The 16,757-nt window shown below is 69.6% G+C and carries 14 protein-coding genes; 6 read left to right on the top strand and 8 right to left on the bottom strand.

Annotated features, from left to right (window positions below):
- Positions 1-153: 153 nt before the first annotated feature.
- The 6 genes from BM430_RS05145 to BM430_RS05120 all read right to left on the bottom strand — a co-directional run bounded on the left by BM430_RS05145 (position 154) and on the right by BM430_RS05120 (position 8,462).
- A complete protein-coding gene (locus BM430_RS05145) occupies positions 154-2,427 on the bottom strand; it encodes a CRISPR-associated endonuclease Cas3'' (protein WP_093566079.1) in 2,274 nt (757 codons plus the stop codon).
- A gap of 242 nt (positions 2,428-2,669) precedes the next feature.
- Complete coding sequence (locus tag BM430_RS35520; RefSeq protein ID WP_280142264.1) at positions 2,670-2,801, bottom strand: hypothetical protein; 132 nt, start codon at positions 2,799-2,801, stop codon at positions 2,670-2,672.
- 115 nt (positions 2,802-2,916) lie between these two features.
- Positions 2,917-4,716 carry a site-specific integrase gene (locus BM430_RS05135; protein WP_093566077.1) on the bottom strand — a complete coding sequence of 600 codons (1,800 nt, stop codon included), beginning with the start codon at positions 4,714-4,716 and terminating at the stop codon, positions 2,917-2,919.
- A gap of 535 nt (positions 4,717-5,251) precedes the next feature.
- Positions 5,252-5,704 (bottom strand): secondary thiamine-phosphate synthase enzyme YjbQ, encoded by a 453-nt coding sequence (locus tag BM430_RS05130; RefSeq protein WP_093566076.1) that lies wholly within the window; start codon positions 5,702-5,704, stop codon positions 5,252-5,254.
- A complete protein-coding gene (locus BM430_RS05125) occupies positions 5,701-7,395 on the bottom strand; it encodes a cisplatin damage response ATP-dependent DNA ligase (RefSeq protein WP_093566075.1) in 1,695 nt (564 codons plus the stop codon). Before BM430_RS05125 ends, BM430_RS05130 begins: the two co-directional genes overlap by 4 nt.
- The gene (locus BM430_RS05120; protein ID WP_093566074.1) at positions 7,392-8,462 is read right to left on the bottom strand and encodes a ligase-associated DNA damage response exonuclease; all 1,071 of its coding nucleotides are present in this window, start codon (positions 8,460-8,462) and stop codon (positions 7,392-7,394) included. Before BM430_RS05120 ends, BM430_RS05125 begins: the two co-directional genes overlap by 4 nt.
- Positions 8,463-8,566: 104 nt before the next feature.
- Between BM430_RS05120 and BM430_RS05115 the strand changes: the two genes are divergently transcribed.
- Entirely contained in the window at positions 8,567-9,484 is a 918-nt protein-coding gene (locus BM430_RS05115) for a class I SAM-dependent DNA methyltransferase (protein ID WP_093566071.1), read from the top strand.
- Between the two features lie 78 nt (positions 9,485-9,562).
- On the opposite strand, the gene BM430_RS05110 is transcribed toward BM430_RS05115, so the two are convergent.
- Positions 9,563-9,748 carry a DUF3606 domain-containing protein gene (locus tag BM430_RS05110; protein WP_093566070.1) on the bottom strand — a complete coding sequence of 62 codons (186 nt, stop codon included), beginning with the start codon at positions 9,746-9,748 and terminating at the stop codon, positions 9,563-9,565.
- A 262-nt stretch (positions 9,749-10,010) separates the two neighbouring features.
- Between BM430_RS05110 and BM430_RS05105 the strand changes: the two genes are divergently transcribed.
- The 5 genes from BM430_RS05105 to BM430_RS05085 all read left to right on the top strand — a co-directional run bounded on the left by BM430_RS05105 (position 10,011) and on the right by BM430_RS05085 (position 15,310).
- On the top strand, positions 10,011-11,081 hold the full coding sequence (locus BM430_RS05105; RefSeq protein ID WP_244539346.1) for an asparaginase: 1,071 nt from the start codon (positions 10,011-10,013) through the stop codon (positions 11,079-11,081).
- Positions 11,082-11,498: 417 nt separating this feature from the next.
- Complete coding sequence (locus BM430_RS05100; protein WP_093566066.1) at positions 11,499-12,257, top strand: SDR family NAD(P)-dependent oxidoreductase; 759 nt, start codon at positions 11,499-11,501, stop codon at positions 12,255-12,257.
- Positions 12,258-12,271: 14 nt separating this feature from the next.
- The gene (locus BM430_RS05095; RefSeq protein ID WP_093566064.1) at positions 12,272-13,150 is read left to right on the top strand and encodes a beta-keto acid cleavage family enzyme; all 879 of its coding nucleotides are present in this window, start codon (positions 12,272-12,274) and stop codon (positions 13,148-13,150) included.
- Between the two features lie 296 nt (positions 13,151-13,446).
- A complete protein-coding gene (locus BM430_RS05090) occupies positions 13,447-14,235 on the top strand; it encodes a lytic murein transglycosylase (RefSeq protein ID WP_093566060.1) in 789 nt (262 codons plus the stop codon).
- A gap of 712 nt (positions 14,236-14,947) precedes the next feature.
- Positions 14,948-15,310, top strand: a complete 363-nt coding sequence (locus BM430_RS05085; protein WP_093566059.1) for a hypothetical protein — start codon at positions 14,948-14,950, stop codon at positions 15,308-15,310.
- Between the two features lie 128 nt (positions 15,311-15,438).
- On the opposite strand, the gene BM430_RS05080 is transcribed toward BM430_RS05085, so the two are convergent.
- Positions 15,439-16,668, bottom strand: a complete 1,230-nt coding sequence (locus BM430_RS05080; protein WP_093566057.1) for a peptide ABC transporter permease — start codon at positions 16,666-16,668, stop codon at positions 15,439-15,441.
- Positions 16,669-16,757: the final 89 nt, after the last annotated feature.

Raw genomic sequence — 16,757 nt, 5'->3', positions numbered from 1 at the left:
CGCAGGAGTCGCCCTCTCGCGGGGGCGCGGATCGAAACCTCTCGCTGTCCGCCCGGCCGATGCGGAAACGGGTCGCCCCCGGACGGGAGAGCGGATTCGAACGCCATCGGAGCTCCTGCTTCGGCGCGGCAAGCTGTCGACGTGGGTTCGTCGTCACGCGACAATGTTGTCCTCTGGAGCGCGGTAGACGTCGTCCTCCAGCCTCAGGCCGGTCCGCGGATCGTAGAACGCCGTGTCGTCAAGGCGCAGCAGAGCGCCTTCGAGCATGGGGTGGACGGGCCGCAGACGGCCGAGCGCCAGCCACCGCGCGCGCAGCTTGGACGGGACGGTAACAACGTAGGCTTGGAGGCGGCGCAGGTCGTCGCCGAGGGGGCGGTCCATGGCGGCGATCCGGGCCAGTAGAGCTTCCGCCCGGTCGTCCCTAGGATCGGCCCGCCACGGAACAATGACCGGCTCCATGGCATCGTCGATGAAGCGGAACGCCCGCGCGATGCTGGCGAAAGGGAAGGCATGCGTCTTCACCCGCTCGGCGACAGCGGGCAAGATTGGCCAAGTCTCCCCGTCCAGTTGCGGCGCGTCGAAGGCGTGCTCACCCTTGCGCCAGTAGAGCTCGCGAAAATAGGCTCGGATGGCGTTCGGTGCGAGCGGGTCGTCTCGTGTCCGCAAAACCTCTTCGGCGGCGCGCCGGAAAGCTTCGAGCTCACGGGGCGGCGGCGCGTCGGCCGGCTCGAACACGACCACCCGCCCGAGGCCCGCCAGGGCACCCTCGCGGTTGCACCGCCCCGCGGCTTGGGCCACCGCGTCGAGGCCGGCCGTCGCGCGCCAGACCTCCGGCAGGTCGATGTCGACGCCCGCCTCGATCAGCGAGGTGCTGACGATCCGCACCACCGCGCCGTCGCGCAGGGCGGCCCGGGCGGCATCGAGCACAGCCCTTCGGTGGCGCGGGCACATGAGGGTGCTGAGATGGATGGCGCCTGGCAGGGGCGCAATCCGGTCGAAGAGAGCCTTCGCGTGCCGGCGGCTGTTGACGATGCAGAGCATCTGCGGAACCTCGGCGAAGCGCCGCGCCACCGTCTCGTCGGAGATCGGGCCAGCGAGCCGCTCGACCGCGACCCGTCGCAGCGCCCGGTAGAGCCGAGGCGGGTCGGGGGCGAGTTCGCGGGTGTCGTCGACCGGCAGCCCGGCCTTGAAACCGTCGACTTGGCGCAGGGCGGGCTGCGTCGCCGTGCAGAGCATGACGCTGACGCCGTAATTGCGGCTCAACTCATCGATCGCGGCCAGGCACGGCCGAAGTAGGGGCAGGGGCATCGCCTGTGCTTCGTCGAGCACGATGACGCTTCGGGCGAGGTTGTGCAGCTTGCGGCAACGCGAGGTGCGGTTCGCGAACAAGCTCTCGAAGAGCTGCACCGCCGTGGTGACGACGACGGGTGCGTCCCAGTTCTCGGCGGCGCGGCGCAGCCGTGAGACCGGATCGAGGCCGATTCCGTTGTCCACGGCTCTGGCCGCCGCGTCCTGCCAGTCGAAGGTGGCGTGGTGCTCGAGGATGCCCACCTCCTCCCCGAGGGCGGAGCGGAATACCGCGGCGGTCTGCTCGATAATCGCGGTGAACGGCGCCACGTGGACGACCCGGCGCAGGCCGTGCCGCGTGGCGTGGTCAAGGGCGAAGGTGAGCGAGGCCAGCGTCTTGCCGCCGCCCGTCGGAACTGTGAGGGTGAATAGGCCGGGTGCCAGGGCCGCCCGCTCGCGCACGGCCGCGAGCACCTCGGCCCGCACGGAGTTGACCAGGCCGGGTCGGGCCTTGGCCGACAGCCCGTCCATATGGGCGCTGAGCCGTGCCTGGAGAACGGCGATCCCGGGGTAGCCCCCGCGGGGGACCGGCCGAGCGCCGGCGTAGAAGCGCTCGGTCTCCAGGAAGTCGGCGTCGACCAGGCAGGAGAAGAGCATCCGCGTGAGGAACGCGTCGGTGAAGCCCGGCAGCCCGCTCTGGGCGAAGCGCCGCGTCGGCTTTAACTGCACCAGCGGCGGGAGCGCTGCGGCGTGGCTCTGCCATCCCTCGAAGGCGGGAATCGCGGTCTGACGCGCATCGAGCCGGCGTTCGATCCCATCACCGTCGTCGAGGCCCGCATGATGACCGGCGACGATGGTGGCGAGCATCCGCCCGACCGGGAGGGGATATTCGGCTACGGCTACGCGGGCGCCCGCCGTCGAGTGATCGCAGCTTGAGGCTCGGGCGTGCAGGTAGGCCTGAAACGCCTCCGATGCCTTGCCGACATCGTGGAGCGTGCCAGCGAGCCGCGCCAGCTCACCCCAGCCGAAGACGTCGGCGAAGCGCGCCGCGGTATCGCCCACCCGGGCGAGATGATCCGCCAGGGGCTCCCACTGCGCGGTCGACTGGCCCGGCACCGAGTGGGCGAAGACACCGGTCATGTCTGCTGCGCTCCTGTCAGCTCGTGGGCCGTCGCCACGGCGCACCTACAGCGCTAGCAGACCAGCACAGACGCAGCCGGCACACCAGCGGCACGCGGCATCAGCCGCGCCGCACGCTGTCCGCACCAAGGGCGTGATCTGAGCACCGACCGGCTCGATCCCCCTCCCTCAACGCACCTGACGCGCTTCGACCATGAAATCTTTCCCGTCGATGTCTTCGCCCGGATCACCGCCAGGCTGCATCATGCCCTCGGCCAGCGACGAGCCTTGAAGGTAGTCTCGTCGCCGTTCCAGAAGGCGATCTTGCCATTGATCATGTCGGCACCGTCGCATTCGGCCCAGCCCTCGCCGAACACCTCGTCGCCCTTATCCAAGCCATGGAACCGAAAGCCGTTATCGGTTTGGCTGTAAGCGCAGTCGAGAGGCGATCGGAGTTCCCGGCACGCTCCGTCCGACAGACCATGACAGTCGTCAGACGCGCCACGCTAGTCATTGCCCTAGGGATTTATGGAGATGACTTAGATCAAGCCCCTCGAAATCTACTGCATCGATCATCTTGCACCGTTGCGCTAAGTCACCCTCTGACAGAATTCCATAACGCCCGGTAGTCGTTGCCTGAGTGTGCCCGAGCAGGAAGCCGAACTCCTCATCGCGATAACCTGCGCGGCGCAGAGCGTCAGCCATGCCGTGCCTGAACGAGTGGAAGTTGACGCTCGCGTCCTTCTTCACGCCGATGCGGGCGATGTAGCGACCCCAGAACCGAGAGAAGTGCCCTGAGAGGTGATCTCGTGCATCAGACTCGATCTCTGGGAACAAGCGCCTGTCGCCCGCCGCAATGCGCTTGGCGTGATAGCTAAGGAAGCCGAGGTGGGCGAGTTCGGCATGCACCGGAATCACTCTTTGCGAGCCCTTAGTTTTGGTTGTCTTACCGTCACCGCCTTCGCGGGTGACGTGAATAATCCATCGACCGCGGTCTTGGCGCACGTCGCCAACAAGAAGCTGAGCCAACTCATTCATCCGGGCGCCGGTGAACAGCGAGAGCAGCGGCAGCCAGTATCGATGATCCGACAAATGCACATTGCCGGGACAATGAGCTTGATCATCGGCAACGCATCCAGTGAACAGGGGCGAGTTGAAGATTCGCGTCAGCTCCTCGGACGTGTAAGGCCTGACCCTCGATCTGTTTCGCTCCTTTCCGAGCTGCATACCTTCAACAGGATTAACTTCTAGATGCCCGTTCTGCATAAGCCACTGGCAAAATGCACCGAGAGCCGACAGGTATTTATTGATCGTTCTGTCGGAGAGTGTCGGTCGCCTCGCGTCTCCGTTTGCGGTAATGATCTTCTTAAAGCTTAATCCCCGAAACTCGCGGACTTCCGCTGCTTTAATTGGGAACTTGGTAAGCGCCTGCTTCCACTCACGCACGCTCTTCTTATCGATCTTCGAAGCCGGGAATGTCCGCCCAACGTGTTGCGCAAACCAGCCGACGATCTCGCGGTTCATGCGGATCGTATCGGGCTTGACGTTCTTCGGATTTTCGTTGGCGAAGACCTCGAACAACTCCATTACGCCTTCGCCAGGAGCGGCAACGGCGTGAAGCGTTGGCTGTGGCCCCTTCACAGCCGGATCGCGCGGGGCGCCGGTAAAGTCGCCCTGATCCTGCTCATTCTGCCGGCGGAGCGCTTCAAGTTCGGCACGCTGTAGCTTTTGACACAGGTCGAGGAATGCCGCTGAGCCTGGTTCTATCGCCCAACCCTCGCGTCGGACAAGGTCGAGCGCCTGCCCTTCAATGATACCGACCTCACCGGCGGCGAGGTGCTTCCGGATGGCCTTCTCACGTCGGGCGCGAAATTCGCGCTGAAGCTCACTTTGCCCTCTCAGCACCAGCGCATCTGCGGCTACGTCAATAAACGCCAATGGCGCCACTCCAACGTCGCCAGCTTCGATCCTTCGTTGGACGCGCTGGACGGCCTCTTCGATCTGCGTCTCGCTGGGCAAGCTCAGGCGCTCGACCTGGTAGTGGGCCAACTCCTCCTGATAGTGCTGCCACGTCGCGGCTTGCACGTCCTCCGGCTTCGCCTCCCGGCGCCGACGCAGATCCACGAAGTCGGCGTGCCACTTCGCAAGCACGGGCGCCACGCGTGCCCTCGCCTCTCGCGGGTCCTTCGTGTCGAGGGACTTCCACAACTCCCGCTTCTTGAGGATCGCCTGCAAGTCCTTCGGCACGGCAAGGCGAGCATAATAGCTCGCGGAGCCGGCCCGGCGGGCGATATTAGTGGCGAGGCACATACGCTGTTCCGAGGGGTCGCCGGGACGGGCCGTCGTAACAGCGAGTCGTAACAGCCAGGGCGAAAATAGCAACAGAAACAGTGTCTTGCTTGTGGATCAACGGCTTAAGGCCGGGGTGCTGAGAATCCTGGCGCCCCAGCCATTTTCCCAGGATTTCCAGCGCTTGCTGCGGCGCACATGGCGGACATCCGGGAACTGAACGCGAATCCTGGACGCAGAAAAGCCGGCGCGGTCGCCCCTCCCCCGCGCTCGTCCGCCACTTCAGGTGTTCCGGATGGGCGGCACGGGTGCCGGTCGTCCACCCCGATCCGGGCCACGCGACGCGGCATGAGGGATCCCGCCCCCCCCGGCCCTTTCCGGCGTCTTCGATTGGTCGAGAGGCTTCGCCGGCGTCTCCCTGGGCGTACCGCCCTGTCCCGTGCAGGCTCCCGCGGCGGGATGGGATAGGCTGCGGCTGTTCGGGATGTGGAAGGACGGTGCCATTCGGGGGGACAGGAACTGGCGGACCTCGCATGGGAGATCGATGCTCCGCCTCTCACCCCCCGACGAGGCTCAAGACGATCTCCCGCCGGTGCGGCCGGTCGCGGTGCTCGATCAGGTAGATCCCCTGCCAGGTGCCGAGCGCCAGCCGCCCATCGACCAGCGGGATCGTCAGCGCCGCGTCGGTCAGCAGCGTGCGGATATGCGCCGGCATGTCGTCCGGCCCCTCGATGCCGTGGACGTATCCGGCGTCCCGCGGCGCCAGCCGGTCGAGGGCGGTCATCAGGTCGGTGCGCACGTCCGGGTCGGCATTCTCCTGGATCGTCAGCGAGGCCGAGGTATGGCGGCAGAACACCGTGAGGAGGCCGTGGCGCAGGCCCGCCTCGCGCACGAAGCCCGCGACCTCGGCCGTGATCTCGGTGAAGCCCGGGCTCGTCGTGTCGACCACGAGGCGCCCGGTGGCCTGGCGGGCGAGCGGTCCCTGCGCGATCATCTCGACGCGTCTCATTCGGCGATCTCCCGTCCGGGGTGAACCTCTGTCTCGCCGCGGGCGAGGATGCGCTCCAGCGCCTCGATCCGGTCGGCCTCGGCCGGCGGCTTGTCCCAGCGGATGCGGCTGACGCGGGGAAAGCGCATCGCCACGCCCGATTTGTGCCGGGTCGAGCGCTGCACGCCCTCGAAGGCGATCTCGAGGACCAGGCCCTTGCCCACGCCGTACTCCACCTCGCGCACCGGGCCGAAGCGCTTGGTGGTGTGGTTGCGGACGTAGCGGTCGAGCTTGGCCAGCTCCTCGTCGGTGAAGCCGTGATAGGCCTTGCCCACCGGCACCAGTTCCTCCGCACCGTCCGGCGCCTCGCGCCAGACCCCGAACGTATAGTCGGAGTAGAACGACGAGCGCTTCCCGTGGCCGCGCTGGGCGTACATCATCACCGCATCGACGAGGTAGGGCTCGCGCTTCCACTTCCACCACGGGCCCTTGGGCCGGCCGGGCTGGTAGGGGCTGGTGAGACGCTTCAGCATCACGCCCTCGATCGCGTCCGCGTCCGGCCCGGCGCCGACCGAAGCCGGATCGGCCCGTGCCGCGGCGAGCGCCGGCCAGTCGGCGAAGGGGACCAGGGGCGAGAGGTCGATGCGGGCGTGGTCGAGCCCGGCGACGAAGCGCTCCAGCCGGGCCCGGCGCTCGGCGAATCCGAGCGGCCGCAAATCCTCCCCGTCCTCGGCGAGGAGGTCGTAGGCGCGGACATGGGCCGGGAAGTCCTGCAGGAGCTTTCCCGTCACCGCCTTGCGGTTGAGGCGCTGCTGCAGCACGTTGAAACTCTGCACCCGCTCCTCGCGCAGGATCAGCAATTCGCCGTCCAGCGCACCCGAGAAGGTGATCGCCTCGGCGAGGTCCGGGAAGGCGCCGGAAATATCTTCCCCGGTGCGCGAATAGATTTTTTGCACCTGCTTGCCGTCGCGGTCGCGCCCACCGGCGAGCTGGACCCGGATGCCGTCCCACTTCCACTCGGCCGAGAACGCCTCGGGGTCGAGCTTGTCGAGATCCGCCTCCTCCTCGATCGGGTGCGAGAGCATGGCGGGGCGGAACGGCGCCGGGTTGACCGATTCCGGCGGGCCGGACCGGCCCTCGACCCAGGCGAACAGCTCGGGGTAGGGCGCGGCGAGCCCGTGCCAGACCTCCTCCACCGCGTCGGCCTCGTGCCCGCCGAGGCTCGCCACCGCGGTCTTGGCGAGCCGCGCCGATACCCCGACCCGGAGTTCGCCGGTGATGAGCTTGAGGAGCGCCCAGCGCCCGGTCTCGTCGAGGGCGTCGAGCCAGCCGGCGAGGCGGGCCGGCAGCTCGCCCTTGCCGATCGTGCCCAACGCCTCCACCACCTCGGACAGGGTCGGCACCGGCGGGTTGTTGTGGCCCGGCCCCGGCTCGGCCCCTCTTCCCGGCCAGATCAGCGCCGTCGATTCCGCCAGGTCGCCGACGTAGTTGTGCGACATCCGGAACAGCACCGGATCGACCCGCTCCTCGACGAGGCCGCGGATCAGGCCGGGCTTCGCTTCGCGGAAGCTCAAAGAGCCGGTCATGGCGGCCAGCGCGTAGCCGCGGTCGGGATCGGGGGTGTGGCGAAAGAAGTCCTGGAGCAGGCGCAGCTTGGCGTTGCGGCGCGGCTCGTAGGCGAGGCGGTCGAGGAGATGGGCGAAGTCGTTCACGCGGCGCTCTCCGCAGCCTTGCCGTCCGCGGCCTCGCTCCCGGCGTCCTGGGGCTCGGCCTCGCCCTCGTCGCCGTAGCCCAGCATGTGCAGGGGCTTGGCGCGAATGCCTTGGGTCCCGCACCAATGCACCAGGGCGTCCTCCTGGCCGTGGGTGACCCAGACCTCGCCGGCCCCGGTCTCCCGGATGGTGCGGCAGAGATCGTCCCAGTCCGAGTGGTCGGAGATGACGAGCGGCAGCTCGACGCCCTTCTGGCGCGCGCGGGCCCGCACCCGCATCCACCCCGAGGCGAAGCCGGTGACCGGATCGGGGAACTTGCGCGACCACAGGTCCTGGATCGCGGAAGGAGGGCAGATCACGATCCTGCCCCCGAGCTTCGGCCGCTCCGCCGCCACGACCTTGATCGTCTCGCCGAGCGGGATGCCCTCGCGCCGGTAGAGCTCGGTCAGCTTCTCCATCGCGCCGTGCAGGTAGATCGGATCCGAAAAGCCCTCCTCGCGCAGGAGCGCCATCACCCGTTGCGCCTTGCCGAGCGCGTAGGCGCCGACGATGTGGGTGCGCTCGGGGAAGAGCCGGACCGAGTCGAGCAGCTTGCGCACCTCGTCCCGGGCGACCGGATGGCGGAAGACCGGCAGGCCGAAGGTCGCCTCGGTGATGAACACGTCGCAGGGCACGACCTCGAAGGGTAGGCAGGTCGGGTCGCGGGCCCGCTTGTAGTCGCCCGAATTGACGATCCGGCAGCCGCCCCGCTCGATCGCGATCTGGGCCGAGCCGAGGACGTGGCCGGCGGGGTGGAAGCGCACCGTGACGTCGTCGAGCCGGATCGCCTCGCCGAGCCGCGCCTCCTGGCGGGTCTCGCAAAAGTCCTCGCCGTAGCGCACCGCCATGATGCGCAGGGTCTCGGGCGTCGCCAGGACCGCCCCGTGGCCGGCCCGGGCGTGGTCGGCATGGCCGTGGGTGATGAGCGCGCGCGGCACCGGACGGACCGGATCGACGTGGAAGTCCCCCGCCGGGCAGTAGAGGCCCTCGCGGGTCAGGGTGAGCAGGTCGGTGGGGCGCGGCGCCATTGCGTCTCGTCGGCGGACGGAGCCTCTCGACGGAGGCGGAGGGGGGTATATAGGCGGCCCGATCCGTCCGTCCCGCCCCGGACATCCCTCGAGGAACTCTCCCGATGCCCGCCCCCGCCCGCTCCTCCGGCGACCTCCTCGCCGACCGCCGCTACGCTTGGGCCGAGGCCGCGCTGGCCGAGGGCGACGCGGGCGCCGCCGCCGACCTCGCCGCCCAGGTGCTGGAGCGCGCCCCCGGCTACGCCCCGGCCTGGCTGCTGCTCGGCCGCGCCCGCGCCGCCGACCCGGCCTTGCGGGCAGACGCCCGGTCGGCGTTCCGGGCCGCGCTCACCCTCGATCCGGAGGATTCGCTCGGCGCCCGCCTTCACCTGGCGGAACTCGGTGAGGGGGTCGGGGAGGCGATCTCGCCGGCCTATGTCCGGGCCTTGTTCGACGGCTATGCCGGCCGCTTCGAGCGCCACTTGGTCGAAGGATTGGGCTATTGCGGCCCGGCGCTGATCCGGGCGGCGCTGGAACGGCTGCGCGGGCCGGACGCCTCTTTTCCGCGCGTCCTCGATCTCGGCTGCGGCACCGGCCTGATGGCCCGGGCTCTCGTGGGGATCGCCGGTACGCTCGCCGGCATCGACCTCTCGCCCGGCATGCTGGCCGAGGCGCGCCGCACCAGCCTCTACGCCCGCCTGCATGAGGGCGACCTGCGCGACGTCCTGCGGGCCGAGCCGCCGTCGAGCGCCGACCTTGCGGTGGCGGCGGACGTGTTCATCTACCTGCGCGAGATCGGGCCGGTGCTGCGGGAGACCGCCCGGGTGCTGGCACCCGGCGGCCTGTTCGCCTTCACCGTGCAGGGCCATGCCGGCGCACGCGGCACGGTGCTCGGGGCGGATGGCCGCTACGCCCACGGAGTCGAGAACGTGCGGGAGGATGCGGCAGCGGCGGGACTCGCGATCGCGCTGCTGGAGCCGGCGGAGATTCGGCGGCAGAACGGAGCAGGCGTGCCGGGATGGCTGGCGGTGCTGGCGCGGTAGCGAATCGCCGGCCCGGCACAGCAGAACGCCGCGGACCGATGACGGCCCGCGGCGCCAGACGTGTCGGAATCCGAAAGATTACGCGGCCTGATGGCCCAGATGCGCCGCCACGGTCGAGACCCGCGAGCCGACCAACTTCACGGCGCTGCGCAGTTCCTCGCCGCTCACGCCGAAATGTCCGGCCCAATAGGCGCGGTCATCGGGGCAATGGATGTCGATGTGCTGAGCGAAGCGCGGCTTGAGAGCGTCCTGGGAGGCGGACATGGTCATATCCTGAACTGTCGAGTGTACCAGTCACCGCTGGCACGGGACGCTTGGCGTCATGTAACTTGAGAACGCCCGATTCGGGGAAAAGTTGCCGGCTCGGTCTTGCGCGTCCCTGCGGCAATCCTGCGCCGGGACGCTGGCGGGGGAGGCGCGGGGCTGGTACCCGCTCAAGGCCTCGATTCCTCATCGGAAGGACCCGACCATGCGCCGTCCCGGCCCTGCCCCCTTGCCGGCTTTCTTGCCCGCCCTCGCGGCCCTGATGCTCGCGACCGTGCCGCTCGCCGGCGCGGCGAGCGCCCGCGAGATGCCGACGACCGCGACGACGGCACCGGCCGCCGCGCGCAAGGCCAACGTGGTGATCCTCGCCACCGGCGGCACCATCGCGGGCGCAGGCGCCGACGCCAGCAACAGCGCGACCTACCAGGCCGCCAAGGTGCCGGTGGACAAGCTGATCGCCGCGGTGCCGTCCTTGAGCGAACTCGCCAACGTGCGCGGCGAGCAGGTGTTCCAGATCGCCTCCGAGAGCTTCACCAACGCCCAGCTGGTGCAGCTCGGCAAGCGCATCTCGGCCCTGCTGAAGCAGGACGACGTCGACGGGGTGGTGGTCACCCACGGCACCGACACCCTGGAGGAGACCGCGCTCTTCCTCGATCTCGTCGTGAAGAGCGACAAGCCGATCGTGGTCGTCGGCTCGATGCGGCCCTCGACCGCCATCTCGGCCGATGGCGCCCTCAACCTCGCCGACGCGGTCACCACCGCGGCGAGCCCGGCCTCCCGGGGCAAGGGCGTGCTGGTGACGATGAACGACGAGATCCAGGCCGGGCGCGACGTGACGAAGCGCGTCAACATCAAGCCGAGCGCGTTCGTCAGCCAGTGGGGCCCGCTCGGCATGGTGGTCGAGGGCAAGACCTACTGGTTCCGCGCGCCGGTGAAGCGGCACGGCGCGTCGTCGGAATTCGACATCGACACGATCGACACCCTGCCGGAGGTCGCGATCGTCTACGGCTCGGGCAACATGAATCCGGCGCCCTACACCGCCGCCGTGCAAGCGGGCGCCAAGGCGATCGTGCATGCCGGCACCGGCAACGGCTCGGTGGCGGGCTACCTCGTCGATACCCTGAAGGACCTGCGCGCCAAGGGCACGCTGATCATCCGCTCCTCGCGCGTCGGCGACGGCTTCGTGCTGCGCAACGCCGAGCAGCCCGACGACCAGTACGACTGGGTCGTGGCCCACGACCTCAACCCGCAGAAGGCCAAGATCCTGGCGGCGGTCGCGCTGACGAAGACCAGCGACACCAAGGAGCTGCAGCGGATCTTCTGGGAATATTGAGACTTCGCTGAAGCGAGGCCCTCGATCAATCTACTCAGACGCTCCCATCGAACAGGGTCATCCCGGGGCTCGCCGAAGGCGAGAGCCCGGGGTGCCGAAGGCACGCCCAGAACCGCTGAACGTGCAGGATGAAGCGGAACACGACCCGCCTTTTCCTGGGCCACCTGCGTTTATGGATTCCGGGCTCCGCTGCGCGGCCCCGGAATGACGCGGAGGGCCTCAAGGCCGTTGAGCGCACTGCGCCGGCGGGGAGAGACGTCCGGCACCGGCCCCTCCCCGACCCCCGATCATGGCACGGCCGCCACCCCCGTCGAGGCACGCGGGCGGCGCACCTCCGATGCGCAATCGAAGCTGGACAAGCCCCGCCCCGCACTGCCACTCTCCCGCGAAACAACGTTTCGCAGGGTGGAAACTCCAATGATCAGTGCGGATCTGCGCGGGCGCCGCGTGCTCGTCACCGGCGGCGCCTCGGGCATCGGGCTCGCCGCCGTCACGCTCTTCGCCCGCTGCGGCGCCGAGGTGGCGCTCAACCACCTCGCCGAGGATGCCCGCGGGCCCGACGCCGCCGCGCGGCTCTCCGCCGAGGGTCTGAAAGTCCGGGCGCTGCCCGGCACGGTCTCGGTGCCGGGCGAGGCGGAGGCGATGGTGGCGCGCGGGATCGACGGGCTCGGCGGCCTCGACGTGCTCATCAACAATGCCGGGACCCCGGCCACGACCACGCCGATCGCCTTCTCCGACCTCGACGCGATGACCGAGGAGTTCTGGCAGACGATCCTCGCGACCAACCTGATCGGCCCCTTCCGCTGCGCCCACGCAGCGGCGCCCGCCCTGCGCCGGGCCAAGGGCGCCATCGTCAACACCGCCTCGGTGGCCGGGCTCGGGCAGCGCGGCTCCAGCCTCGCCTATTCGGCGAGCAAGGCCGGGCTGGTGAACCTCACCCGCAGCCTCGCCCGGGCGCTCGCCCCCGAGGTCCGGGTCAACGCCGTGGCGCCGGGCCTGGTCGAGACGCCGTGGACGGAACAATGGTCCGCCGAGCGCAAGGCCGAATCGGTGGCGCGCACCCTGCTCGGCCGGATGGCGAGACCTGAGGACATCGCGCAGGCGATGCTGTTCCTCGCCGCCGGCGCCTCTTACGTCACCGGCGAGACCCTGGTGGTCGACGGCGGCATGCTCTGAAGCGGGAGGCACCCATGTCGCGCAAGACCGTCATCACCTGCGCCCTGACCGGCTCGTTCGATACGCTCTCGAAGAACCCGGCAGTGCCGGTGAGCCCGCAGGCCATCGCGCAATCGGCCCTGGAGGCGGCGGCGGCCGGCGCCGCCATCGTCCACATCCACGTGCGCGACCCCGCCACAGCGAAGCCCAGCATGGAGCTGTCGCTCTACCGCGAGGTGGTGGAGCGGATCCGCGAGAGGAACGGCGACGTCATCCTCAACCTCACCACGGGCGCGGGCGGGCGCTACGTCGCCGGCGATCCCGACCCGGCGGTGGCGGGCCCCGGCACCACGCTGGCCTCGCCGGAGGCGCGCACCCGGCACGTCACGGCGCTGCGGCCCGAGATCTGCACCCTCGACGTCGCGACGATGAATTTCGGCGAGCACGCCTTCATGAACACGCCCGCCCATCTGCGGGCGATGGCGGCGCTGATCCGCCAGGCCGGGGCGAAGCCGGAGATCGAGGTGTTCGACCTCGGCCAGATCGAGCTCGCCCGCCACCTCCTGGGGGAGGGGCACCTCGACTCGCCGCCGATGTTCCAGATCTGCCTCGGCATCCCGTGGGGGGCGCCGGCGACGCCGGAGACCCTCTTGCAGATGCGCGACCGCCTGCCCCGGGACGCGGTGTGGTCGGCCTTCGGCATCTCGCGGGCCGAGTTCCCGATGGTGGCGCTCGCCGCCACCGCCGGCGGCCACGTCCGCGTCGGGCTCGAGGACAACCTCTACCTGGCGCGCGGGCAGCTCGCCCCGAGCAACGCGGCCCTGGTCGAGAAGGCCGTGAGCCTGCTCGCCCATCTCGACTGCGCCCCCGCCAGCCCGGCCGAGGCGCGGACGATCTTCGGGCTCTCGGCCTGACCGGCAGCTTGGCCGAAAGGCCAGGTCCCTTGACGAGATAGGCGTGACCGAAAGGTCACGCATGCGGACCGTTTTCCTGTCGCGGCCGCCGCCGACCTACATGTCACTCGACGGATCCGGCCACGCTCGCGGGCAAAGAGCCGGATTCGATGCGAGTTGCAGTTCCGCCGTAAAGATTCCGCAGACGACGGCACTGTAGCGTCGCCCCACGGGCAGGCATCGATTGCCGGAAAATGGGAGCCGCGGCGGCCCGACGTCCCGAGGCCTGCGGCGCGGCTCCGAGGGAGTGTTGTTCGATGATCGGAAGCGGTTACGGGAGGGCCCTGATCGCCGCGGGTCTCGCGGTGCTGGCCGGCGGCGCGCAGGCCGCGCAATGCGGCAACTCGGCCGGCGGGTTCGAGGCCTGGAAGCGGGAATTCGCCGACGAGGCCCGCGGGCGCGCCAGCCCCGCCGCCATCTCGGCCCTGATGGGGACCTCGTACTCGTCGGCCACCATCGCGGCGGACCGGGGCCAGAAGAGCTTCAAGCTCTCCCTCGAGCAGTTCATGGCCAAGCGCGGCGCGGCGTCGATCATCTCGCGCGGCCGGGCGATGAAGCGCTCGCAGGCCGGGCTGTTCGACTCGATCGAGCAGCGCTACGGCGTGCCGCCGGGCCCGCTGCTGGCGATCTGGGGCATGGAGACGGCGTTCGGCGCCGTGAAGGGCAACGTCAACACCCTCTCGGCGGTGGCGACCCTGGCCTATGATTGCCGCCGCTCGGCCTACTTCACCGATCAGCTCTACGCCGCCCTGACCCTGGTCGACCGCGGCATCCTGAGCCCCAGCACCCGCGGCGCCGCCCACGGCGAGATCGGCCACACCCAGTTCCTGCCGAAGAACGTGCTGAACTACGGCACCGGCGGCAGCCTCGACAACGCCTCGGTCGCGCTGAACTCGACCGCGAACTTCCTCAAGGCCCATGGCTGGCGCGCCGGCGCCGGCTACCAGCCCGGCGAGCCGAACTTCGCGGCGATCCAGGGCTGGAACGCCGCCTCGGTCTACCAGCGCGCCATCGCGATCATCGGCGCGAAGATCGACGGGGAGTGATCGGGGTATGAGAGAGCGGCCTCCGGGAGTTCCGGCTCCCGGGGGCCGCTTCTTTTATGCCTCGACGTTGCTCAGAGCCTGTTCGACCGCTTGCGCTGGTTGGTCCGGCACCTACGCCGACATCCCTCGACGTCGTCCCGGGGCTCGACGCAGTCGAGAACCCGGGATCCATAACCGCTGACGCTCCAGGATGAAGCGGGATGGTGCAAGCCCGGTTCTGCGCTGTCGGCGGTTATGGATCCCGGGTTCCGCTCCGCGGCCCCGGGATGACATCGAAGGTTTCAATGCAGCCGGCCAACTCAAACACGCTCTAAGGCTCCCATGCAGAGCCGTAACGGTCGGATTTGCCTGGGACCATATTCAATCATTGTGCGATCCGGCTGGAACCAGGCCTCCGATCCTGCAGCTTTGCTCGGGCGAGTCGCGGCCTATGCTTCCGGTCAGCAGCAACTAGCGAACGGCCTATGTCATCCGCCGAGGACTTCGATCAGGTCGAAGAGACATCGTTCAGACGGACTAGGCCGCGACCAGATCCTGACACCATTCAGCAACGTACTAACCGGTTAATATAACAGCAATTTCTAGCACCGTTCGCTACTGCGACGCGAGAAATGCAACTGCAGGAGGATAACTGTGATGCGGTTGCCGGTCCGGAGAACACTCCGTATCGGCGACGCCGGACGATCGGTCCGGCTGCGACGATGAAGCAGACATGTCAACGTATATCACCCTCGACCACGTCCTCGTCGATACAGGGAGTGTCGATAGCGAGGGGTACTTAGCTTATTCCGGCGGCCGCCTGATCGCTGTTCTGACCCAGCTCGATCCGGAGCTTCACGGCGATTTGCGCGTCGGCCGGCACTGGTACCTCGAGGCCGGGTTCGGGCCGGTCGCGAAGGCGACGCGGCCTCTCCCCTTCCCGACCCTCGACGAGGCGAAGACCTGGCTCGCCGCCTGCGTCGGCGTCCATCCGCCCTGCCTGCGGGATGTTCCGGCGCCGCGCCCGCCGCGGGACGTTTGGGCACGGCTGATCTACGGCGATCGACGGGAGGGCGGATGCCCGGAGGAGGCCTGACGGCCGGCGGTCACGGTCGCTCCGGCTCGTCGACGCCATCGGACAGGCGAGTTCCGGGGGACTGAACCGCGATGCCGGTCGCGATCAGGCGCATCAGCGATGCATCGTCCCCCGGCGTCGCGCGGGTGTCAGGCCGCGGGGCGGGGCGGCAGGGCGCTCGCCTTCGGCCGGCTGGTGCGGAACTGGCCGCGCTCGGCGGCGATGAAGACCAGCACCACCACCGTGACGCTGGTGAACCACCAGCTCGCGGTGGTGCCGATGCCGAGGCAGGTGGAGGCGAAGGCGGTGGCGGCGGTGGCCATCGCGCCCGGGGTCAGCACCGGATGCTCGCGGCCGGAATGGCGGATGCCGTTCCAGAGCACGAAGGCCGCCGCGAAGGCGCCGACGATGCCGAGCTCGTACCAGATCTCGAACAGCAGCGAGGCCGGGGCGTTGACCGGCAGCATGCCGATCGCCTTGCCGCGCAGAGCCGTCTCGAGGCCGTGGCCGGTGATGAGCCGCAGCGGCTCGGTCGTCACCACCCGCTGCCAGGCCTTCAGGGCCAGGATCGTCGGGTGGAGCGGCCCGAGCACCGGCGTCAGCACGGGCCGCAGCAGGAAGGGCAGCAGGGGCGCGAGGGCGACGAGGCCCGCCGCGACGCCGGCGGTGACCCGGACGCCGAGGCCCTGGCGCCAGGCCGAGAGCGCGAAGGCCGCGGCCCCGCAGGCCAGCGCCAGGAGAGGCACCGGTCCGGGGGCCAGCACCAGGGCGAGGGCCACCACCACGGCGAGCCCGAGGGCCTCCATGTCGCGGCGGCGCGAGCGCAGCCAGGCGGCAGCGGGCCAGAGCAGCAAGGCGAGCAGCATCGCGCCGCGCTCGAGCGCGCTGTCGTCCTCGAAGCCGCCCCGCAGGGAGGCGCCGCTGAACAGCCCGAGCATCACCGCCCCGACCGCCGCGATGCCGACGCCGAGGGGAAGCAGGTAGAGGTTGGCCGAGCGCATGCGGTCCGGCAGCGCGAGGTAGCCCGCCACCGTCAGCCCGACCGTGGCGGCGAGGTTGAGCAGCCGCTCGCTCGCCGGTCCGGGGAACGGCGTCCAGACCAGCGACAGGGCGCACCAGCCCAGCAGCAGGAGGCCGGCCAGGATCGCCCGGGCGCCGCCGAGGCGCGACAGACCCGCCCCGAGGGGACGCTGCGCCCCGTCGAGCAGGGCGGCGATGATCAGGAGCACGATGCCGATCGGCGCCAGGATCACCACGCTGCGCCGCGACACCAGGGCGGTGACCGGGATCACCACCGTCAGGCCGAAGAAGGCGAGGCGGCGCAGCAGCGCCGCCGCATCGACGGCGGGATCGGGGGTGGGCGACGTCGCGCGCGGCATGGCGGCCAATCCGGATGACGGCGCCGAAACGGGGCCGTTCTTCCTCCTAGTCGAGAGGGCGGGCCTTAAGCTGTAGATGGGGCGCAACA

Origin of the sequence: Methylobacterium sp. 174MFSha1.1 (assembly GCF_900116815.1) — a bacterium.
GTDB lineage: Bacteria > Pseudomonadota > Alphaproteobacteria > Rhizobiales > Beijerinckiaceae > Methylobacterium.
This window is presented reverse-complemented; position numbering and strand designations above follow the sequence as displayed.

Bases quoted from the DNA above. Each gene is read 5' to 3' on its own strand.
- BM430_RS05100 (WP_093566066.1), top strand. From the start codon at position 11,499: ATGATCAGTGCGGATCTGCGCGGGCGCCGCGTGCTCGTCACCGGCGGC.
- BM430_RS05145 (WP_093566079.1), bottom strand. From the start codon at position 2,427: ATGACCGGTGTCTTCGCCCACTCGGTGCCGGGCCAGTCGACCGCGCAG.
- BM430_RS05095 (WP_093566064.1), top strand. From the start codon at position 12,272: ATGTCGCGCAAGACCGTCATCACCTGCGCCCTGACCGGCTCGTTCGAT.
- BM430_RS05135 (WP_093566077.1), bottom strand. From the start codon at position 4,716: ATGTGCCTCGCCACTAATATCGCCCGCCGGGCCGGCTCCGCGAGCTAT.
- BM430_RS05090 (WP_093566060.1), top strand. From the start codon at position 13,447: ATGATCGGAAGCGGTTACGGGAGGGCCCTGATCGCCGCGGGTCTCGCG.
- BM430_RS05110 (WP_093566070.1), bottom strand. From the start codon at position 9,748: ATGTCCGCCTCCCAGGACGCTCTCAAGCCGCGCTTCGCTCAGCACATC.
- BM430_RS05120 (WP_093566074.1), bottom strand. From the start codon at position 8,462: ATGGCGCCGCGCCCCACCGACCTGCTCACCCTGACCCGCGAGGGCCTC.
- BM430_RS05105 (WP_244539346.1), top strand. From the start codon at position 10,011: ATGCTCGCGACCGTGCCGCTCGCCGGCGCGGCGAGCGCCCGCGAGATG.
- BM430_RS05130 (WP_093566076.1), bottom strand. From the start codon at position 5,704: ATGAGACGCGTCGAGATGATCGCGCAGGGACCGCTCGCCCGCCAGGCC.
- BM430_RS05080 (WP_093566057.1), bottom strand. From the start codon at position 16,668: ATGCCGCGCGCGACGTCGCCCACCCCCGATCCCGCCGTCGATGCGGCG.
- BM430_RS05115 (WP_093566071.1), top strand. From the start codon at position 8,567: ATGCCCGCCCCCGCCCGCTCCTCCGGCGACCTCCTCGCCGACCGCCGC.
- BM430_RS05085 (WP_093566059.1), top strand. From the start codon at position 14,948: ATGTCAACGTATATCACCCTCGACCACGTCCTCGTCGATACAGGGAGT.